The following is a 19,585-nucleotide window of genomic DNA, read 5'->3' as shown; positions in this document are numbered from 1 at the left end:
TTCCCTGTCGCAACTTCAACAAGGATTTGACATGACTGAGCTGAACAAACGTGCGCTGCTCAAGGCCGTGGCCCTGTCGGCCGTGACCGTGGCGGCCCTGGTGGCCTGCGGCAAGAAGGAGGAGCCGGCACCGGCTCCCGCGCCCGCCGCGGCGCCGGCCAAGCCCGAGCCGCTGAAGATCGCCTTCGCTTATGTCGGCCCGGTGGGCGACGGCGGCTGGACCTATGCGCACGACAACGGCCGCAAGGCGGTCGAGAAGGAGTTCGGCGACAAGGTGGCCACCAGCTTCGTCGAGAAGGTGCCCGAGAGCGCCGACGCCGAGCGCGTGATCCGCGACATGGTGGGCCAGGGCAACAAGCTGGTCTTCGGCACCACCTTCGGCTACATGGAGCCCATGCTCAAGGTCGCGGTCGACCACAAGGACGTGAAGTTCGAGCATGCCACCGGCTACAAGACCGCCGACAACCTGCGTACCTACGACAGCCGCACCTACGAGGGCGCCTACATGGCGGGCGTTATCGCGGGCAAGATGACCAAGACCAACACCCTGGGCGTGGTCGCCTCGATCCCGATTCCGGAAGTCATCCGCAACATCAACAGCTTCACGCTGGGCGCGCAGTCGGTCAATCCCAAGATCAAGACCAAGGTGGTCTGGGTCAACGAATGGTTCAATCCGCCCAAGGAGACCGAGGCCGCCACCGCACTGATCAACGGCGGCGCCGACGTGCTGATGCAGAACACCGACTCCTCGGCCGTGCTGCAGACTGCCGAGAAGATGGGCAAGCGCGCCTTCGGCTGGGATTCGGACATGACCGCCTACGGTCCCAGGGCCCACCTGGGCTCGGCCGTGATCAACTGGGGCCCCTACTACGTCAAGGCCGTGCGCGACGCGCTGGACGGCAAGTGGGCCACCGGCCAGACCTGGTGGGGCGTCAAGGAGGGGGCGATCGACCTGGTCTCGGTCGCCGCCGATGTGCCCGAGGACGCCAAGAAGAAGCTCGACGAGGTCAAGTCCGGCCTGAAGGACGGCAGCCACGTGATCTGGAAGGGCCCGATCGCCGACAACACGGGCAAGGAGGTGTTGCCCAAGGACGCCGCGGCCGACGACAAGTTCCTCGGCGGCATCAACTTCTACGTCAAGGGCGTGGAAGGCAAGGTCCCAGGCGCGGACAAGAAGTAAGCTACGGTTTGCCTGCCAAGAGGGCGTCCGCGCAGGACGCCCTTTTTTCTTCTACGGGAGTCACATGAATATTCCAGCCATTCCTGCAGAGCGCCTGCCCGAGCTGTTGCGCGCCATGCCCAAGGCCGAGTTGCACATCCACATCGAGGGCTCGCTCGAGCCCGAGCTGATCTTCGCGCTGGCCGAGCGCAACGGCGTGGCCCTGCCCTATGCCAGCGTGGAGGAGCTGCGCCGCGCCTACGCCTTCACCAACCTGCAGAGCTTCCTGGACATCTACTACGCCGGCGCCAGCGTGCTGTTGAAGGAACAGGACTTCCACGACATGGCCTGGGCCTACCTGCAGCGAGCGGCGCAGGACGGCGTGGTGCGCGCCGAGATCTTCTTCGACCCGCAGACGCACACGGCGCGCGGCGTGCCCATGGCCACCGTGATCGCCGGCCTGCACCGCGCCTGCCAGGCGGCGCGGGCCCAGCTGGGTGTGGACGCCGAGCTGATCCTGTGCTTCCTGCGCCACCTGAGCGAGGAAGAGGCCTTCGAGACCCTGGAGCAGGCACTGCCGTGGCGCGACAAGTTCATCGGCGTGGGCCTGGACTCCAGCGAGCTCGGCCATCCGCCCGAGAAGTTCGCGCGCGTGTTCGCGCGCTGCCGCGAGCTGGGACTGCACTGCGTCGCCCATGCGGGCGAGGAGGGGCCGCCGGCCTATGTCTGGAGCGCGCTCGACGTTCTCAAGGTGGAGCGCATAGACCACGGCGTGCAGTCGGCCAAGGACCCGGCCCTGATGGCGCGCCTGGCGCAGGACCGCATCCCGCTCACCGTGTGCCCGCTGTCCAACCAGAAGCTCTGCGTGTTCTCGGACCTGCGCCAGCACAACCTGCGCCAGCTGCTCGATGCGGGCCTGATGGCCACCGTGAACTCGGACGACCCGGCCTATTTCGGCGGCTACCTGGGCGAGAACTTCAGCCAGACCTTCGCTGCCCTGGGCCTGGACTGCGGCCACGCCTACCGTCTGGCGCGCAACAGCCTGGAGGCCAGCTTCGCGAGTCCCGAGGCCAAGCGCGCCTGGATAGAGCGGCTGGACGCGGTGTTCGAGCGCTTCGCCGCGGGCGGCTGAGCCCGCCCGGCGGTAAAATCCTGCGCCCGAGCCGCCGCCTCGGCGGCCGCGGGTCCAAGCGTCTGACCGGGGCCATGTCGAGGAACACCATGTACAAAAACCTCCTGTCGGCGGGCCTGCGGGCGCTCGCCGCCTGCGGCCTGCTGTTCTTGCTGTTCGCCGCGCCGCTGGCAGGCCCGACCGAGCCGCTCAACATCGGCTTCGTCTACGTGACGCCGGTCACCGAAACCGGCTGGACGCGCCAGCACGAGGAGGGGCGCCAGGCCGTCGAGGCCGCGCTGGGCAGTCGCGTGCGCACCACCTACGCCGCCAACGTGTCCGAAGGGCCGGACGCCGAGCGCGTGATCCGCGATCTGGCTCAGCAGGGCTACAAGCTGATCATCACCCCCAGCTTCGGCTACATGGGGCCCACCATGCGCGTGGCGAACGAATTCCCTCAAGTCAAGTTCGAGTCCATCACCGGCTACCGGCGCGCGCCCAACGTGGCCACCGCCAACGCCCGCTACTACGAGGGCCGCTACCTGGCGGGCATCGCGGCCGCGCGCTTGAGCCCCGGCGGCGTGGCCGGCTATGTGGCGGGCTTTCCCATCCCCGAGGTGGTGCAGGGCGTGAACGCCTTCACCCTGGGCATGCGCTCGGTCAACCCCAAGGCCCAGGTCCGGCTGGTCTGGCTCAACGCCTGGTACGACCCGGCGCGCGAGCGCGAGGCCGCCATGGCGCTGTTCGACCAGGGTGCGGAGGTGCTGGCCTTTCACACCGCCTCCACCGCCGTCATGTCGGCGGCCCAGGAGCGCGGCAAGCTGGCCGTGGCCTACCACTCCGACATGCGCGGCATCGCGCCAGACGCCCAGCTGCTGGCCGTCACCCACCACTGGGGTGCCTACTACACGCAACGCGCCCGTGCCGTGCTGGACGGCAGCTGGAAGAGCGGCGACATCTGGGGCGGCGTGAAGGAGGGCATGGTGCGCGTGGGCGACTTCGGGCCGCGCGTGCCGGCCGCGGTGCGGGCCGAGGTGCTGGCGCGCCAGAAGGCGCTGGCCGCGGGCCAGCTCCAGCCCTTCGCGGGGCCCATCGTCGACAACCAGGGGCGCCAGGTGCTGCCGGCCGGCCGGGTCATGACGGACGAGCAGATACGCACTATGAATTTTCTCGTATCGGGGGTGCAGGGGCGCTTGGCACAATAGGCTGTATGCAAGCCCAAGCCTATCGCGCCTCTCTCCTGCGTTTCGACGATGCCGGCCACGCCCGGTACGACAGCGACGGACTGCTGGTCACCGGCCCCGATGCGGCCGGCCGCCAGGTCGTGCTGGCGGCGGGCGACCATGCCACGCTGGCCGGCCAGTTCCCCGGCCTGTCCGTCACCCACTGGCCCGGGCGCATCATCGCCCCCGGCTTCGTCGACCTGCACCTGCACTATCCGCAGACCGACGTGATCGGCTCGCCGGCCGAAGGCCTGCTGCCCTGGCTGGAGCACTACACCTTCCCGCACGAGGCGCGTTTTGCCGACGGCGACTACGCCGCCGGCGTGGCGCGCTTCTTCCTCGACGAGCTGGCGCGCCATGGCGTGACCACGGCGCTGACTTTCGCCACCTCGCACCCCGCCTCGGTCGATGCCCTGTTCGGCGAGGCGCGCGCGCGCGGCCTGCGCCTGATCACCGGCAAGGTGCTGCAGGACAGCCACAGCCCGGACGGCGTGCGCGACCAGACCGAGCAGAGCCTGGCCGACACCGAGGCCCTGATCCGCAAGTGGCATGGCGTGGACCGGCTCGGCTACGCCATCACGCCGCGCTTCGCGCCCAGCTGCAGCGAGGCCCAGCTGCGCGGCGCGGGCGAGCTGGCGGCGCGCTACCCCGAGGTCTGGATCCAGTCGCATGTGGCCGAGAACCTGGACGAGATTGCCTGGGCGCGCGCGCTGTTCCCGCAGTCGCGCAGCTACCTCTCGATCTACGCCGACCACGGCCTGATGCGCCGCCGCGCGGTCTACGCGCACTGCATCCACTTCCACGACGAGGACCGCGCGCTGATGAAGGACACGGGCACGGCCGCGGCCGTCTGTCCGACCAGCAACCTGTTCCTGGGCAGCGGCTTCTTCGACTTCGCCGGCGCGGAGCGCGTGGGCTTCCTGCACGGCCTGGCCAGCGACGTGGGCGGCGGCACCAGCTTCAGCCCCTTCCACACCATGCTGGCCGCCTACCATGCGGGCCGCGCCTCGGTCACCGGCGGCGGCGAAGGCAAGCCCGGCGTGAGCCTGGCGCCCGAGCGCCTGTGGTGGCAGCACACGGCGGGCGCGGCGCGCGCGCTGGGGCTGGAGGGCGTGATCGGCAACCTGCAGCCCGGCTGCGAGGCCGACTTCGTGGTGCTCAACCCCCAGGCCACGCCGCTGCTGGCGCGCAAGACCGCCCAGGCCGAGAACCTGGCCGAGCTGCTGTTCGCCATGATCGTGCTCGGCGACGACCGGCTGGTCGAGCGCAGCGTGATCGCCTAGGCGCCTGAGCCCGGTTCTGGAGGGCGCAGTGGCGCCCGGCCTAAAATGCTCCCCCACACAGGGGTTAGCTTCATGAGCATCAAGAGCGACAAATGGATACGGCGCATGGCCGAGCAGCACGGCATGATCGAGCCTTTCGAGCCGGGTCAGATCCGTCAGGACGCCGCCGGCCAAAAGATCGTCAGCTACGGCACCAGCAGCTACGGCTACGACATCCGCTGCGCGCCCGAGTTCAAGGTCTTCACCAACATCTACAGCACGGTGGTGGACCCGAAGAACTTCGACGAGAAGAGCTTCGTCGACATCGAGAGCGACGTCTGCATCATCCCGCCCAACAGCTTCGCGCTGGCGCGCACCATGGAGTATTTCCGCATTCCGCGCAACGTGCTGACCATTTGCTTGGGCAAGAGCACCTACGCGCGCTGCGGCATCATCGTCAACGTCACGCCCTTCGAGCCCGAGTGGGAGGGCTACGTGACGCTGGAGTTCAGCAACACCACGCCGCTGCCGGCCAAGATCTATGCTGGCGAGGGCTGCGCCCAGGTGCTGTTCTTCGAGAGCGACGAGGTCTGCGAGACCAGCTACAAGGACCGCGGCGGCAAGTACCAGGGCCAGCGCGGCGTCACGCTGCCCAAGACCTGAAATCTTATTCCCGTGCCGTGAACCGGTACCGCACCACGCTGTATCCCCCGGCGTCCGTGCCGGCCTCGGGCTCCGGGTTGTGGTGCACCGTACATCCTGTTGCAGGCGCCTGCGGCAGGGCCGCTACCATCGCGCCCGGCGGATGCCGGCTATGAAGGAGCGAGTGCGCAGATGAGATGGGAAGGCAACCGTGAGTCGGACAACGTCGAGGACCGGCGCGAGGAGGGCGGCTTCGGCGGCGGCGGGCCGGTGTTCGGCGGACGCAGCATCGGCATAGGCACGCTGGTCGTCGCGCTGCTCGGCGGCTGGCTGTTCGGCGTCAACCCGCTGACCATGCTGGGCCTGCTCGGGGGCGGCTCCGAGCCGCCGGCCCAGGTCCGCCAGGTCCCGGCCCAGCGCCCGCCGGCGGACGACCGCATGGCGAAATTCGTGTCGACGGTGCTGGCCGACACCGAGGACGTCTGGCGCGAACTGTTCCACCGCGGCGGCGGCGCCTACCAGGAGCCGCGCCTGGTGCTGTTCCGCGGCGCCACGCGCACCGCCTGCGGCACCGGCCAGGCGGCCATGGGGCCCTTCTACTGCCCGGCCGACCAGAAGGTCTACATCGACCTGGGCTTTTACGAGACCCTGAAACGCCAGCTCGGCGCCCCCGGCGATTTCGCCCAGGCCTACGTGATCGCGCACGAGGTCGGCCACCATGTGCAGAACCTGCTGGGGATTTCGGAGCGCATGCAGCAGATGCGCGGCCGCGTCAGCCAGGACGAGTACAACGCCATGAGCGTGCGGCTGGAGCTGCAGGCCGACTGCCTGGCCGGCGTCTGGGCGCACCATGCCCAGAATGCCCGGCAGATCCTCGAGCAGGGCGACGTGGAGGAAGCCATGAACGCGGCGGCGCGGATCGGCGACGACGCCCTGCAGCGCGCCGGCGGCGGCGCCGTGGTGCCCGAGAGCTTCACCCACGGTACGAGCGCCCAGCGCCAGCGCTGGTTTTCCACCGGCCTGCAAAGCGGCAGCCTGAAGGCTTGCGATACCTTCGGCCGGCGCAAGCTGTGAGCCTGGGAAAGAGCAACCTGGCCGTGGCCGCCCGGCCTCGAATCGGGCGGGCAAGACCGGTTTTTTGCGGTCCGGGCTGCCGGATGCGACAATAGCGGGCTTCATGACTGCATCTTTTTCCAATTTATCGCTGGCCGAGCCGCTGGCGCGCGCCGTGGCCGAGATGGGCTACGAGTCGATGACGCCCATCCAGGCCCAGGCCATTCCGGTCGTGCTGACGGGCAAGGACGTGATGGGCGCGGCCCAGACCGGCACCGGCAAGACGGCGGCTTTCTCTCTGCCATTGCTGCAGCGCTTGCTCAAGCACGAGAACGGCTCGACCTCGCCGGCGCGCCACCCGGTGCGCGCCCTGGTGCTGCTGCCCACGCGCGAACTGGCCGACCAGGTGGCCCAGCAGGTCAAGCTCTACGCCAAGCACACCCAGCTGCGCAGCGCCGTGGTGTTCGGCGGCATCGACATGAAGCCACAGACCCTGGAGCTCAAGAAGGGCGTTGAGGTTCTGGTGGCCACGCCGGGCCGGCTGCTGGACCACATCGAGGCCAAGAACGCGGTGCTCAACCAGGTCGAGTACGTGGTGCTCGACGAGGCCGACCGCATGCTGGACATCGGCTTCCTGCCCGACCTGCAGCGCATCCTGAGCTACCTGCCCAAGCAGCGCACCACGCTGCTGTTCTCGGCCACCTTCTCGCCCGAGATCAAGCGCCTGGCCAACAGCTACCTGAACGACCCGGTGACGATCGAGGTGGCGCGGCCCAACGAGACTGCGTCCACCGTCGAGCAGCGCTTCTACAGCGTGAGCGACGACGACAAGCGCCGCGCCGTCCGCCAGGTGCTCAAGGCGCGTGGGCTCAAGCAGGCCTTCGTGTTCGTCAACAGCAAGCTCGGCTGCGCGCGCCTGGCCCGCAGCCTGGAGCGCGAGGGCCTGAACACCACGGCCCTGCACGGCGACAAGAGCCAGGACGAGCGCCTCAAGGCGCTGGACGCCTTCAAGAAGGGCGAGGTCGACCTGCTGGTCTGCACCGACGTGGCGGCGCGCGGCCTGGACATCAAGGACGTGCCGGCGGTGTTCAACTTCGACGTGCCGTTCAACGCCGAGGACTACGTGCACCGCATCGGCCGCACCGGCCGCGCCGGCGCCTCGGGCCTGGCCGTGACCCTGGTCTCCGGCGGCGACGGCCGCCTGGTGGCCGACATCGAGAAGCTGATCAAGAAGAAGATCGAGCTCGAGGCCCTGGAATACGACGAGGATAGGCCGCGCGGCCGCATCAACGACGGCCGCCGCGCCTGGCGCGAGGCCGGCGAGACGGGCGATCCGCGCGACCTGCTGGAGCCGCCGCGCGAGCGCCGCGGCTTCCGGCCCGCGCCCGCGCCGCGCGATCCCTTCTTCGACCGCCCCTACGAGCCCAGCAGCGCCGAGCAGGCGCCGGCCTGGGAGGCCGCCGCCAAGTCGTCGCCCGTGCGCAGCGGGATCTCGGCCAACATCAAACCGAAGCGCAAGGTGGCTGCGCTGTTCAAGGCGCAGTAAGGCCTCGCAGGCGCCTCAGGCCCCGGGCTTGCGGGTCTGCGGGCACTTGACCTGGATCAGCTCGCGCTCGGCCGGCGTGGCGCCGAGCCGGCAGGCGCTCAGGCAGCCGCCCCAGACACAGCCCGTGTCCAGAGAGATCAGGTCCGGGCGGTTCAGCCAGCCCAGCGTGGACCAGTGGCCGAAGGCCACCGTGACCTCGGCCGTGCGCCGGCCCGGCACGTCGAACCAGGGCCAGTAGCCGGGTGGCGCCGAGCCCGCCCCCTCCTTGCTCTCGAACTCCATCACGCCTTCGGCGCTGCAAAAGCGCAGCCGCGTCAGCGCATTGACGATCACGCGCAGGCGCGCGTGGCCGCTCAGCGCCTCGCTCCATTGCGCGGGCTGGTTGCCGTACATGTGGTGCAGGAAATCGGCCAGGTGCGGGCCGCGCAGCACGGCCTCCACTTCCCCTGCCAGTGCCATGGTCTGCGCCGCCGTCCAGGATGGCAGCACGCCGGCATGCACCATCAGGCAACCCTGCTCGAAGCAGGCCATGCGCTGGTGGCGCAGCCAGTCGAGCAGGGCCGGCGCGTCGGGGGCATCGAGCAGGTCGTCCAGCGTGTCGTGGTGGTGGCGCGTGCGGCGGCGATGGGCCACGGCCAGAAGGTGCAGGTCGTGGTTGCCCAGCAGGCTGCAGGCCGCGTCGCCCAGGGCCATCAGGCGGCGCAGCACGGCCAGCGAGTTGGGCCCGCGGTTGACCAGGTCGCCGAGCACGACCAGGCGGTCGCGGCTCGCCGAGAAGCCTATCTTGTCGAGCAGCCGCTGCAGCGCCTCGTCGCAGCCCTGAACGTCACCAATCAAGTACATTGCCATGGTCTCGATTTTCCACCGGCTTGGCGCCGGTCGTGCATGGATTTCCTTCTGATCGCGTTTCTCACGCTGCTCAACGGCGTGTTCGCCATGTCCGAACTCGCCCTGGCCTCCAGCCGCAAGGCGCGGCTGAGCGCCATGGCCGAGTCGGGAGACAAGGGGGCTGCGGCCTCGCTGAAGCTGCTCGAAGACCCCACGCAATTTCTCTCCACCGTCCAGGTTGGCATTACCTCGATAGGCGTGCTCAACGGCATTGTCGGCGAGGCCGCCTTCAGCGACGACCTGGCCCTGTGGCTGCAGGGCTGGGGCATGGCGCCCAAGGGCGCCGGCATCGCGGCCACTGGCATGGTGGTGGCCGTGATCACCTTTACCACCATCATCTTCGGCGAGCTGGTGCCCAAGCGCATCGGCCAGCTCTACCCGGAAGCCGTCGCGCGCTGGGTGGCCCAGCCCATGGCCTGGCTGGCCACCGCCGCCAAACCCTTCGTGCGCCTGCTCTCGCTCAGCACGCATGGCGTGCTGAAGCTGCTGCGCATAGACACCAGCGGCAGCCGCGCCGTGACCGAGGAGGAGATCACCGCCAGCCTGGAGGAGGGCGTGGACGCGGGCCTGATCGAGGAGCATGAGCACCAGATGGTGCAGAACGTGTTCCACCTGGACGACCGGCCGCTGACCTCGCTGATGGTGCCGCGCGCCGACGTGGCCTGGCTGGAGGCCAGCGACAGCGTGGCCGAGAGCCTGCGCCTGGTAGCGCGGGGCGGCGACCAGGGTCGCCATTCCTGGTACCCCGTGTGCCGCGGCGGCCTGGACAACGTGGTGGGCATCATCAGCGTGGTGCGCCTGCTGGAGCTGGGCATGGACCACGCCGGTCCGATCGAGGCACACGCCCAGTCCGCCAGCTTCGTGCCGGAGACCCTGACCGGCATGGAACTGCTGGAGCAGTTGCGCGCCAAGTCGGGGCGCATGGTGTTCGTGGTCGACGAATACGGCGTGGTGCAGGGCCTGCTGACGCCGCGCGACCTGCTCGAGGCCATCACCGGCGAGCTCAAGCCCGGCGCCCAGGTGCAGGCCTGGGCCACGCCGCGCGACGACGGCTCCTGGCTGCTGGACGGCCTGATGCCGGTCAACGAGTTCAAGGCGCGGCTCGACATACGGCAATTGCCCGACGAGGACCGCGGGCGCTACAACACCGTGGCCGGCCTGCTGCTGTCCGTGGCCGGGCATTTGCCGACCACCGGCGAGCGCATCGAATGCGGGGACTGGATATTCGAGGTGGTCGATCTGGACGGCAAGCGCATCGACAAGGTATTGGCCTGGCCCCATCCAAATCCGCCGCTGGCCGATTGAGCCTCATCAAGCCCGTTTGGATTTTGTGACAAGCCGAGTATGGTCAAGCATATTCGGATGATTTATAGTGCGCTCACCCGTTAATTAAGCATAAAGACCGAATATGACATCCTACAAAGAACTTCTGAAGCAGCGCGAAGCCCTGGAGCAGCAGATCGCCGAAGCCCGCCAGCGCGAGCTGAACGATGCCGTCCGTCAGGTGCGCGCCCTGATCGCCGAGCACGGCCTGACCGCGCAGGATGTTTTCCCGGCGGGCAAGGCTGCCAAGTCCGGCTCGGCCAAGGCCGGCGCCAAGGTCGCGCCCAAATACCGCAACCCGGCCACCGGAGAAACCTGGACCGGCCGCGGCAAGGCACCCAAGTGGATCGAGGGCCAGGACCGGGCCCAGTTCGCGATCGCTTGAATACCGGATACACCTCGGCGGTGTCGAAAGAAAGAGGGGCCTGGCCCCTCTTTTTTATGCGCGGTGGTTATGACGAGGGGTCGCCGGGCCAGCCACCGCCGGCTAGGCACCTCGATATTGGCAGGCCAAGGCGAATATGCCGGCCTCGGGTGGGGAAAAATTCAAGGCCCCGGCGGCAGAAGGCCGGTGGTCTGGATGACGGCTGGCGCCGCATGGCATCGGGAGGCCGGACCTCGCTGCAGCGCTTGGGCGACTGGATAACCCAATTCGTGGTGGAGCGCTATGCGCGGTTGCGCCGAAGGCCTGCAACTCGCAGTCAGACGGCTAGACTCGTTCATACAGACTTCCGGCAATTCATCGAGATGAAGTGATACGGAAATGAGCCCACGTCCACCCTCGGATGAAATGCATCCGATCGCGCACCTCGATAATGCCATTGCTTTGGCGAAGGCGGTCCTAGAGCGGGAGTCGAGTACGTTCGCTGAACTGGATGTGTATGCCGTTCAGATGTATGCGAGGGCGCTTCGTCTCGCGAGTGGGTTTCGGGAAACATAGTTGCATTCAGCCTGCAGACGCCTGACACCGATCTTGAGACCGGAGTTTCCTGCCATTGTGCTGAATCTGTCCTTTATGCCGCGGCAGCGTTCGCCCGGATGTTCAGCCGTCCGGGAGAAGCTGAGATCAGGCAGTGCATTGCGGACATCAATGCCTTTAAGGAAAGCATGGTCCGAGATCGCGGCGCGCCGAATTACGCTTAGTCAATCGAGTGGACCTCTACCGAGCATGTCAAACGTTGAAGGCAAGGAGTACGTTCAAGCTTGCTTGAAAAAGATGACTTGAACTGATAATTTTCGGCGCGGCTACGCGCCAGCCACATAGAAAAAGCCCCTCACCATGACAGCGAGGGGCTTTTGAGAGTGGTGCCGGAGAGAGGAGTCGAACCCCCGACCTTCTCATTACGAATGAGCTGCTCTACCAACTGAGCTACACCGGCTTAGCCCAGCATTATACCTTGCTGTGGTAGCCCGTCACGCGCTCGACCTCGTTTTTCGAGCCCAGGATCACGCTCACGCGCTCGTGCAGCTGGGTCGGCTGGATGTCCAGGATGCGCTGGTGGCCGTTGGTGGCGGCGCCGCCGGCCTGCTCGACCAGCCAGCCCATGGGGTTGGCCTCGTACATCAGGCGCAGCTTGCCGGGCTTGTGCGGCTCGCGCTTGTCCCAGGGGTACATGAAGATGCCGCCGCGCGTGAGGATGCGGTGCACGTCGGCCACCATGCTGGCGATCCAGCGCATGTTGAAGTCCTTGCCGCGCGGGCCTTCGGTGCCGGCCAGGCATTCGTCGATGTAGCGCTTGACCGGGGCATCCCAGTGGCGCATGTTGCTCATGTTGATCGCGAATTCCTTGGTGTCCTCGGGGATGCGCAAGTTCTCCTGCGTGAGCACGAAGCTGCCCTGCTCGCGGTCCAGCGTGAACATGGCCACGCCATCGCCCACCGTGAGCACCAGGGTGGTCTGCGGGCCGTAGATGCAGTAGCCGGCCGCGACCTGATTCGAGCCGGGCTGCAGGAAGTCCTTCTCCTCGACGCCGCCGTTGTTGTCCTCGGGTTTCTTCAGCACGCTGAAGATGGTGCCTATGCTGACGTTGACGTCGATGTTGCTCGAGCCGTCCAGCGGGTCGAACAGCAGCAGGTACTCGCCCTGCGGGTAGCGGTTGGGCACGAGGTAGATGCCGTCCATCTCCTCGGAGGCCATGGCGGCGAGGTGGCCGCCCCATTCGTTGGCCTCGATCAGCACCTCGTTGGCGATGATGTCCAGCTTCTTCTGCACCTCGCCCTGCACGTTCTCGCTGCCGGCCGAGCCGAGCACGCCGCCCAGGGCGCCCTTGTTGACGGCCTGGCTGATGCTCTTGCAGGCGCGCGCCACCACCTCGAGCAGCAGGCGCAGCTGCGAGGGGATGTGGCCGTCGACGCGCTGCTGCTCGACGAGGTAGCGGGTGAGACTGATGCGTTGGCTCATGGGGTCTCCATTCGTAGGAAGGTGAAGGTCAGTTGCCGCCGGGCCGCCCCAAGGCAACTGCGGCCCCCTCGGGGGGCAGCGCAGTACACGGAGTGACAAGCGTGGGGGTCATATCAGTCTGAAAGTGCGCGGGTCACGACCTCGCGCACGTCGTTGCTCAGGTCGGCCTTGGACGCGACGCGCGCCAGCGCCTCGCGCGCGGCGCTGCGGTAGGGCTCGGCCAGCTTGGACCAGCGGTCCAGGGCGCGCGCCAGGCGCGCCGCCACCTGGGGGTTGATGGCGTCGAGCTCGGCCACGCGCTCGCTCCAGAACACGTAGCCGGCGGCGTCGGGGCGGTGAAAGCCGCCCGGGTTGGCGCTGCAGTAGCTGAAGATCAGACTGCGCGCGCGGTTCGGGTTGCGCAGGTTGAAGTCCGGGTGGTGCATCAGATGGCGCACGGCGGGCAGCACGTTGCCGCCGCGGTCCGGCGCGCTGGCCTGCAGGGCGAACCACTTGTCGAGCACCAGGGGCTCGTCCTTGAACAGGGCGTGGAAGCGCTGCAGCGCGGGGGCCGCGAACTCGTGGCCGCTGGCCACCAGCGCGGTCAGTGCGCCCAAGCGGTCGGTCATGTTGCCGGCGTCCTTGAAGCGCTGGTAGGCCTTGCCGGGCCAGACCATGTCGCCGGTGTGGCGTGCGGCCAGGCACAGCATGGACAGGGCCATGCCGGCCAGCGCGCGGCGGCCGGCGGAGACCGGGTCGGGGCGGTAGGCGCCGTTCTCGCTGTGCGCCTCGTAGGCCCATTGCCAGTCGTGCTGCAGCTCCAGCGCCAGCTGCTCGCGCATGGCCTCGCGCACCGCGTGGATGCGCTGCGGGTCCACCACCTCGAGCTGCTCGGCGATGTAGGTCTCGGCCGGCAGGGTCAGCGCCAGTTCCTTGAAGGCGGCGTCGAGCTGGGGGTGGCGCAGCACGCCGCGCAGCGCCTCGATGCAGGCGGCGTCGAGCACGCGCGATTCGCCCGGCTGGGCGTGGCTGCGCATGAAGTGCAGGGCGCGCTTGAGCGTCAGGCGCTGGCCGGCCTCCCAGCGGTTGAAGGGGTCGCTGTCGTGCGCGAGCCGGGTCAGCAGTTGCTCGTCGCTGTCCTCGCATTCCAGCAGCACCGGGGCGCTGAAACCGCGCAGGATGGAGGGCACGGGCTCGGCGGCTATGTCCTCGAACACCAGGGTCTCGCTGGCCTGCGACAGCACATGGGTGCGCGCGGCGGCCGCGATCTCGCTGCCGTCGGGGCGCAGCAGGCCCAACGCCACCGGGATGACGAAGGGCTCCTTGAAGGTCTGGCCGGGCGTGGGCGCGCAGCTCTGGCTCAGCGTGAGCTGGTAGCGGCGCGCGTCGGCGTCGTAGCGGCCCTCGGCCCGCAGCAGGGGCGTACCGGCCTGGCTGTACCAACGCTTGAACTGCGGCAGCAGGCGCGCCAGGTCGGAGTCCGGGTTGGCGTCGGCGATGGCCTGGGCGAAGTCGTCGCAGGTCACGGCCTGGCCGTCGTGGCGCTGGAAGTACAGTGCCATGCCCTTGGCGAAGCCTTCGCGGCCTAGAGGGTCGGAGGGGCCTCCGCTCAGGGTCTGCATCATGCGCACCAGCTCGGCGCCTTTTTCGTAGACCGTGACGGTGTAGAAGTTGTTGATCTCGATGTAGCTGTCGGGCCGCACCGGGTGCGCCATGGGGCCGGCGTCCTCGGGGAACTGGGCGGTGCGCAGCACGCGCACGTCCTCGATGCGCTTGACCGCGCGCGCCGAGGGCTCGCCGGCCAGGTCCTGGCTGAACTCCTGGTCGCGGAACACCGTCAGGCCTTCCTTGAGCGAGAGCTGGAACCAGTCGCGGCAGGTGACGCGGTTGCCGGTCCAGTTGTGGAAGTACTCGTGGCCGACCACGCTCTCGATGTTGGCGTAGTCGGTGTCGGTGGCCGTGGCGGGATTGGCCAGCACGTACTTGGTGTTGAAGATGTTCAGGCCCTTGTTCTCCATGGCGCCCATGTTGAAGTCGCTGGTGGCGACGATCATGAAGCGCTCCAGGTCGAGCGGCAGGCCGAAGCGCGCCTCGTCCCAGGCCACGCTGGCCATCAGCGAGTTCATGGCGTGCTCGGTCTTGTCCAGGTCGCCGGGGCGCACGAACACCTGCAGCAGGTGCTCCTTGCCCGAGCGCGAGGCGATGCGCTGCTCGCGCGCCACCAGCTTGCCGGCCACCAGCGCGAACAGGTAGCAGGGCTTCTTGTGCGGGTCGACCCAGCGGGCGTAATGGCGGCCGTCGCCGAGCGGGCCCTGCTCGACCAGGTTGCCGTTGGACAGCAGCACCGGGTAGAGCTTCTCGTCGGCGCGCAGCGTCACGCTGAAGCTGGCCATCACGTCCGGGCGGTCCAGGAAGTAGGTGATGCGGCGGAAGCCCTCGGCCTCGCATTGCGTGAAGAACGAGTCGTTGCTGACGTACAGGCCCATCAGCTTGCTGTTCTTGGCCGGCGCGCAGGTGGTGAAGATCTCCAGGTCGAAGGGCGCGTCGCCCTCGGGCAACTGCTCCAGCACCAGATGGCCGTCGTCCAGCTTGAACGAGGTGCCCGCGCCGTTGACCAGCACGCGCGCCAGGTTCAGCTCCTCGCCATCGAGGCGCAGCGGCTGGGCCGGCACCTCGGGGTTGCGGCGCAGGCGCATCCGGTTCAGCACCCGGGTCTTGGCCGGGTCCAGGTCGAACGTCAGGTCGACCGTGTCGATCCAGAACGCGGGGGCCGTGTAGTCTTCACGGCGGATCACCGTGGTCTGTCCTTCTCGCATGAGGGGTCTCCAGGCTGTGGGGGCGTCAGACGCCTTGTTTGAGCGAAGCCTCGATGAAGGCGTCGAGGTCGCCGTCCAGCACTTTCTGGGTGTTGGAGATTTCGACGCTGGTGCGCAGGTCCTTGATGCGGCTCTGGTCCAGCACGTAGCTGCGGATCTGGTGGCCCCAGCCCACGTCGGTCTTGGTGTCCTCGAGCTTCTGCTGCGCTTCCATGCGCTTGCGCATCTCGTGGTCGTACAGGCGCGAGCGCAGGCGGCGCCAGGCGACGTCGCGGTTGCTGTGCTGGCTGCGGCTGTCCTGGCACTGCACCACGATGCCGGTGGGGATGTGGGTCAGGCGCACGGCCGAGTCGGTCTTGTTGATGTGCTGGCCGCCCGCGCCGCTGGCGCGGTAGGTGTCGGTGCGCACGTCGGCCGGGTTGATGTCGATCTCGATCGAGTCGTCGATCTCGGGATAGACGAACACGCTGGCGAAGCTGGTGTGGCGCCCGCCCGAGCTGTCGAACGGGCTCTTGCGCACCAGGCGGTGCACGCCGGTCTCGGTGCGCAGCAGGCCGTAGGCGTACTCGCCCTCGAGCTTGATGGTGGCGCTCTTGATGCCGGCCACGTCGCCCGGGGTCTCGTCTTCCACCGTGGCCTTGAAGCCCTTGCGCTCGGCGTACTTGAGGTACTGGCGCAGCAGCATGCTGGCCCAGTCGCAGGCCTCGGTGCCGCCGGCGCCGGCCTGCAGGTCCAGGAAGCAGTTGCTCGGGTCCGCCGGCTGGTTGAACATGCGGCGGAACTCGAGCTGCTCGACCAGGCCGGCCAGCTTGCCGGCCTCGGCCTCGATGGTGCGCAGGCCGGTCTCGTCGCCTTCCTCCTTGCTCATCTCGAACAGCTCGCCGTTGTCGGCCAGCTCGCGCGTGAGCTCGTTGAGGGTGACGACCACGCTGTCGAGCGCCTTCTTTTCCTTGCCCAGCTCCTGGGCCTTCTTGGGGTCGTTCCAGACCGCGGGATCTTCGAGCGATGCGTTGACGGTTCTCAGCCGTTCAGCCTTGGCATCGTAGTCAAAGATACCTCCGTAGGTCTTCGGTCCGGGTGGCGAGGTCCGCCAGTTGCGCGCCGATCTGGTTGATGTGTTCTGCGTCCATGGGGCTTGTCCTGTGTGTGTCTGTGGGCTAACCGGGTATTTTCTCATGCCGGGCCCCACTGCGACCGGGGCGCCTGGACGGACCGCAGCGCCCATGAAAAAAGACCGCCGCAGCGGTCTTTTTGCGAGGGGCGAGCCGGGGCTCAGTGGATCACCATCAGCGTGAACGGGAACACATAGGCCTGCATCGACACCTAGAGGCCGACCAGGCAGGCCAGCGCGATCGAGTGGAAGAACACGTAGCGCAGGATGTCGCCCTCGTGGTCGAACCAGCGGGTCGCGGTGGAGGCCACGACGATGGACTGGGCGTCGATCATCTTGCCCATCACGCCGCCCGAGCTGTTGGCCGCGCCCATCAGGTTGGGCGACAGGCCAAGCTGCTCGGCTGCCACCTTCTGCATGCCGCCGAACAGCACGTTGGAGGCGGTGTCGGAGCCGGTCAGCGCCACGCCCAGCCAGCCCATCAGGGTGCCGAAGAAGGGGTAGAACACGCCGGTGTTGGCGAAGGCCAGGCCCAGCGTGGTGTCGGTGCCCGAGTAGCGCGTCAGCGTGCCCAGGGCCAGCATCAGCACGATGGTCAGCAGCGAGTAGCGCACCAGCCAGAGTGTGCGCACGAAGGTGCGGGCCAGCTGCAGCGGGTTGTACTTCATGGCCAGGCCGCCGACGATGGCCGCCAGCAGGATGCCGGTGCCGGTGGCCGACAGCAGGTTCAGCGTGTACACGGCCGCTTCCTTGTGCGGCGTGGGCACCACGGGCGGCATCTTCTCGATCAGGTTGTGCAGGCCGCTGATCGGGAAGGCGGGCGCGAAGATGCTGTTCCAGTAGGCCTTGACCGGCGGCAGGCCCCAGATGAAGACGAACACCGTCAGGATGGCCCAGGGCGTCCAGGCGCGGATCACGTCGGCGCGCGAATGGCGGGTCGGCGCGGTGGCGACATGGCCCTCGCCGCCGTCCTTCTCGTGGCCCTTGAGCGAGACCGAGGTCCAGATGGTCCTGGGCCGCCAGACCTTGAGGAAGCCGACCAGCGAGACCATGGACACCACGGCAGCGATCACGTCGAACAGCTCAAGGCCGCGACCAGGCCGGCGCCGGCGGCGATGTGCGCCTTCAAGTGCAGAAAGCCCAGGCCCACCAGCATCACCACCACCGGCACGGCGCCGAGCAGGGTGGAGATGAACATGCTGCCGAAGGGGTCGTATACCTGTTGCCAAACCATGGCTGTCTCCTGTTCTCCGAGTCTGATTTAAGGACGGCGAAGTCTAGGTCTGGCAGGCGGCGCCACGAGGCTTTGGCGCTCTGAAATTTTTTCAGCGCAGGACTGAAGAACTAACAGGCGCAGCGTCAGGCGTTTGCAAGGAAATTTTCGATCAGCCGCGCCAGCTGCTGTGGCTGGTCGTGGTGCAGCATGTGGCCCGCGTCCTGCACCACGGCGCGCTCGACCTGGGGCACGCACTTCAGGCGCTCGTGGTAGTCGGCCAGCGTGTACTGGCCCTTGTGCCAGGTCCCCAGGCTGTCGTCGCTGGCCTCCACCGCCAGCGTAGGCGCCGCGATGCGCTGGTAGATGGCCAGCACCTCCTCGAGCCGGTAGAGCTGGGCGCTGACGAGCTTGTGCGCAGCGTCGCCGAGGATGGCCCATTGCCCGTCCGCCTCGGGCCGGGCCCAGTGCCTGGCCAGCCATTCGGCCTTGTCGCGCGGCAGGCGCGGGTTGGTCTTCACGAGGCGGCCTGCCACGCCCGCGGCGTCGGGGTAGCGCGGCAGCCCGACCTCGCCGCGGTGCAGGGCCTTGAGCTCGTCGATCCAGCGCGCATAGCGCGCTGGCGCCTGCGCGGGCCGGGTGGGCGGCAGGCCGAAGCCCTCGAGGTTGACCAGGCGGCGGATGCGCCCGGGCCGCACGCCGGCGTAGAGCATGGCCACGTTGCCGCCCATGCTGTGGCCCACCAGGTCCACGGCTTGGCCGGGCGCGTAGTGGTCGAGCAGGAAGTCCAGGTCGGCCAGGTAGTCGGGAAAGCCGTAGTGGTCGCCGTCCGCGGGCCCCGCGGTCAGGCCGAAGCCGCGCCAGTCGGGCGCCAGGATCAGGCGTTGGCCGGCGAATGCCTCGGAGAAGGCGTCGACGACGAACTGGTAGGAGGCGCCCACGTCCATCCAGCCGTGCAGCAGCACCAGCGGGGGCGTGCCGCCCGCAGGCGCGCCCCACAGGCGCACGTGGTAGTTCAGGTGTCGGACCTTGACATGCTCGCTACGCGAGGCTCGGAGGGCTTGGTACATTTCGCAGATTATTGAGGAGGCAGCGCATGGACGTCGGTCAACTCGAGGACAGCTACGCGGCGATGCACGCGCAGTTCCGCTGGCTGGTGCCGCCGCATTTCAACATCGCCCAGGCCTGCGGCGCGCGCTGGGCCCAGGCGCCCGATGCGGCCCGGCGCCCCGCCATCATCGTGCATGCGGCGCAGGGCGGGCCGGTCGTCCACAGCTACGCGGCCCTGCAGCAGGCGGCCGACCGGCTGTCGAACGCCCTGGCCCGGCTGGGCGTGCAGCGCGGCGACCGGGTCGCCATCGTGCTGCCGCAGCGCTTCGAGACCGCCGTGGCCTACCTGGCGGTGCTGCAGCTGGGGGCGGTGGCGACGCCGCTGTCCATGCTGTTCGGCTCCGAGGCGCTGCAGTACCGGCTGCACGACAGCGAGGCCGTGGTGGCGCTGTGCGACGAGGCGGCGCTGGACACCCTGCAAGGCGTGCGCGCCCAGTGCCCGCAGCTGCGCACGGTGGTCGGCGTGGGCGCTGCAGGCACCGGGGCCGACTGGGGTTGGGACCAGCTGCTGGCGCAGGCGGCGCCGCAGTTCAACGCGGTCGACACGCTGGCCGACGACGCGGCCATGCTGATCTACACCAGCGGCACCACGGGGAGCCCCAAGGGCGCGCTGATCCCGCACCGCGCCCTGATAGGCAACCTCAGCGGCTTCGTCTGCAGCCAGAACTGGTTCGGCTTCGACCCCGCTGGCCGCACCTCGGCTCCCTCCCTCGTGCCGGGGCGGGGTCGAAGCCGAACCAGTTCTGGC

Annotated in this window: 16 protein-coding genes, 1 tRNA gene and 1 pseudogene; 10 read left to right on the top strand and 8 right to left on the bottom strand. The window is 68.3% G+C overall.

The window, feature by feature from the left end; genetic code table 11:
- Nucleotides 1-31: 31 nt before the first annotated feature.
- The 7 genes from FFS10_RS19255 (at nucleotide 32) to FFS10_RS19225 (ending at nucleotide 7,996) form a co-directional block, all read left to right on the top strand.
- Nucleotides 32-1,180 carry a BMP family ABC transporter substrate-binding protein gene (locus FFS10_RS19255; protein ID WP_137896196.1) on the top strand — a complete coding sequence of 383 codons (1,149 nt, stop codon included), beginning with the start codon at nucleotides 32-34 and terminating at the stop codon, nucleotides 1,178-1,180.
- A gap of 64 nt (nucleotides 1,181-1,244) precedes the next feature.
- On the top strand, nucleotides 1,245-2,291 hold the full coding sequence (locus tag FFS10_RS19250) for an adenosine deaminase (RefSeq protein ID WP_137896194.1): 1,047 nt from the start codon (nucleotides 1,245-1,247) through the stop codon (nucleotides 2,289-2,291).
- An 89-nt stretch (nucleotides 2,292-2,380) separates the two neighbouring features.
- Entirely contained in the window at nucleotides 2,381-3,475 is a 1,095-nt protein-coding gene (locus tag FFS10_RS19245) for a BMP family ABC transporter substrate-binding protein (RefSeq protein ID WP_137896192.1), read from the top strand.
- A 5-nt stretch (nucleotides 3,476-3,480) separates the two neighbouring features.
- Nucleotides 3,481-4,776, top strand: a complete 1,296-nt coding sequence (guaD, locus tag FFS10_RS19240) for a guanine deaminase (protein ID WP_137896190.1) — start codon at nucleotides 3,481-3,483, stop codon at nucleotides 4,774-4,776.
- 72 nt (nucleotides 4,777-4,848) lie between these two features.
- Nucleotides 4,849-5,418 (top strand): dCTP deaminase, encoded by a 570-nt coding sequence (gene dcd, locus FFS10_RS19235; RefSeq protein WP_137896188.1) that lies wholly within the window; start codon nucleotides 4,849-4,851, stop codon nucleotides 5,416-5,418.
- A 171-nt stretch (nucleotides 5,419-5,589) separates the two neighbouring features.
- Nucleotides 5,590-6,471, top strand: a complete 882-nt coding sequence (ypfJ, locus tag FFS10_RS19230; protein ID WP_137896186.1) for a KPN_02809 family neutral zinc metallopeptidase — start codon at nucleotides 5,590-5,592, stop codon at nucleotides 6,469-6,471.
- A 103-nt stretch (nucleotides 6,472-6,574) separates the two neighbouring features.
- Nucleotides 6,575-7,996: a DEAD/DEAH box helicase gene (locus FFS10_RS19225; RefSeq protein ID WP_137896184.1), complete on the top strand. Its 1,422-nt coding sequence runs from the start codon at nucleotides 6,575-6,577 to the stop codon at nucleotides 7,994-7,996.
- Between the two features lie 15 nt (nucleotides 7,997-8,011).
- Here FFS10_RS19225 and FFS10_RS19220 read toward each other — a convergent pair whose 3' ends face one another.
- A complete protein-coding gene (locus FFS10_RS19220) occupies nucleotides 8,012-8,845 on the bottom strand; it encodes a symmetrical bis(5'-nucleosyl)-tetraphosphatase (RefSeq protein ID WP_137896182.1) in 834 nt (277 codons plus the stop codon).
- Between the two features lie 36 nt (nucleotides 8,846-8,881).
- Between FFS10_RS19220 and FFS10_RS19215 the strand changes: the two genes are divergently transcribed.
- A complete protein-coding gene (locus tag FFS10_RS19215) occupies nucleotides 8,882-10,189 on the top strand; it encodes a hemolysin family protein (RefSeq protein WP_137896180.1) in 1,308 nt (435 codons plus the stop codon).
- 103 nt (nucleotides 10,190-10,292) lie between these two features.
- Nucleotides 10,293-10,592 (top strand): H-NS histone family protein, encoded by a 300-nt coding sequence (locus FFS10_RS19210; RefSeq protein ID WP_137896178.1) that lies wholly within the window; start codon nucleotides 10,293-10,295, stop codon nucleotides 10,590-10,592.
- Between the two features lie 918 nt (nucleotides 10,593-11,510).
- Here FFS10_RS19210 and FFS10_RS19205 read toward each other — a convergent pair.
- The 7 genes and pseudogenes from FFS10_RS19205 to FFS10_RS19180 form a co-directional block, all read right to left on the bottom strand.
- Nucleotides 11,511-11,586 (bottom strand) — tRNA-Thr (locus FFS10_RS19205).
- Between the two features lie 11 nt (nucleotides 11,587-11,597).
- The gene (locus tag FFS10_RS19200) at nucleotides 11,598-12,608 is read right to left on the bottom strand and encodes a class 1 fructose-bisphosphatase (RefSeq protein WP_137896176.1); all 1,011 of its coding nucleotides are present in this window, start codon (nucleotides 12,606-12,608) and stop codon (nucleotides 11,598-11,600) included.
- Nucleotides 12,609-12,721: 113 nt separating this feature from the next.
- On the bottom strand, nucleotides 12,722-15,403 hold the full coding sequence (gene pepN, locus FFS10_RS19195) for an aminopeptidase N (RefSeq protein ID WP_137896174.1): 2,682 nt from the start codon (nucleotides 15,401-15,403) through the stop codon (nucleotides 12,722-12,724).
- A gap of 25 nt (nucleotides 15,404-15,428) precedes the next feature.
- Nucleotides 15,429-16,533, bottom strand: a protein-coding gene (prfB, locus tag FFS10_RS19190; protein ID WP_137896171.1) for a peptide chain release factor 2 whose coding sequence is annotated in 2 segments (ribosomal slippage) — nucleotides 15,429-16,451 and nucleotides 16,453-16,533 — 1,104 coding nt in all. Because the reading frame shifts where the segments join, the coding sequence is not laid out codon by codon here.
- Between the two features lie 193 nt (nucleotides 16,534-16,726).
- Nucleotides 16,727-17,605 (bottom strand): annotated as a pseudogene (locus tag FFS10_RS19185) (L-lactate permease); the annotation flags it as partial.
- Nucleotides 17,584-17,748, bottom strand: coding sequence for a hypothetical protein (locus tag FFS10_RS23870; protein WP_249931358.1), 165 nt, complete (start codon nucleotides 17,746-17,748; stop codon nucleotides 17,584-17,586). The gene FFS10_RS23870 and the pseudogene FFS10_RS19185, both read right to left, overlap by 22 nt.
- A 125-nt stretch (nucleotides 17,749-17,873) precedes the next feature.
- On the bottom strand, nucleotides 17,874-18,797 hold the full coding sequence (locus tag FFS10_RS19180; protein ID WP_137896169.1) for an alpha/beta fold hydrolase: 924 nt from the start codon (nucleotides 18,795-18,797) through the stop codon (nucleotides 17,874-17,876).
- A gap of 26 nt (nucleotides 18,798-18,823) precedes the next feature.
- Here FFS10_RS19180 and FFS10_RS19175 point away from each other — a divergent pair.
- Nucleotides 18,824-19,585 (top strand): AMP-binding protein (locus tag FFS10_RS19175; protein ID WP_249931357.1); only part of this gene is annotated, 762 nt, incomplete at its 3' end.

The sequence above is a fragment of the Ramlibacter sp. 2FC genome (genome assembly GCF_005503345.1).
Classification (GTDB): domain Bacteria; phylum Pseudomonadota; class Gammaproteobacteria; order Burkholderiales; family Burkholderiaceae_C; genus SCMQ01.
Note: the sequence above shows the minus strand (reverse complement) of the source record. Positions and strands in the feature narration are given on the sequence as shown.

Coding starts and splice junctions, on each gene's coding strand:
- FFS10_RS19255 (WP_137896196.1), top strand. CDS start 32: ATGACTGAGCTGAACAAACGTGCGCTGCTCAAGGCCGTGGCCCTGTCG.
- FFS10_RS19250 (WP_137896194.1), top strand. CDS start 1,245: ATGAATATTCCAGCCATTCCTGCAGAGCGCCTGCCCGAGCTGTTGCGC.
- FFS10_RS19245 (WP_137896192.1), top strand. CDS start 2,381: ATGTACAAAAACCTCCTGTCGGCGGGCCTGCGGGCGCTCGCCGCCTGC.
- guaD (WP_137896190.1), top strand. CDS start 3,481: ATGCAAGCCCAAGCCTATCGCGCCTCTCTCCTGCGTTTCGACGATGCC.
- dcd (WP_137896188.1), top strand. CDS start 4,849: ATGAGCATCAAGAGCGACAAATGGATACGGCGCATGGCCGAGCAGCAC.
- ypfJ (WP_137896186.1), top strand. CDS start 5,590: ATGAGATGGGAAGGCAACCGTGAGTCGGACAACGTCGAGGACCGGCGC.
- FFS10_RS19225 (WP_137896184.1), top strand. CDS start 6,575: ATGACTGCATCTTTTTCCAATTTATCGCTGGCCGAGCCGCTGGCGCGC.
- FFS10_RS19220 (WP_137896182.1), bottom strand. CDS start 8,845: ATGGCAATGTACTTGATTGGTGACGTTCAGGGCTGCGACGAGGCGCTG.
- FFS10_RS19215 (WP_137896180.1), top strand. CDS start 8,882: ATGGATTTCCTTCTGATCGCGTTTCTCACGCTGCTCAACGGCGTGTTC.
- FFS10_RS19210 (WP_137896178.1), top strand. CDS start 10,293: ATGACATCCTACAAAGAACTTCTGAAGCAGCGCGAAGCCCTGGAGCAG.
- FFS10_RS19200 (WP_137896176.1), bottom strand. CDS start 12,608: ATGAGCCAACGCATCAGTCTCACCCGCTACCTCGTCGAGCAGCAGCGC.
- pepN (WP_137896174.1), bottom strand. CDS start 15,403: ATGCGAGAAGGACAGACCACGGTGATCCGCCGTGAAGACTACACGGCC.
- FFS10_RS23870 (WP_249931358.1), bottom strand. CDS start 17,748: ATGGTTTGGCAACAGGTATACGACCCCTTCGGCAGCATGTTCATCTCC.
- FFS10_RS19180 (WP_137896169.1), bottom strand. CDS start 18,797: ATGTACCAAGCCCTCCGAGCCTCGCGTAGCGAGCATGTCAAGGTCCGA.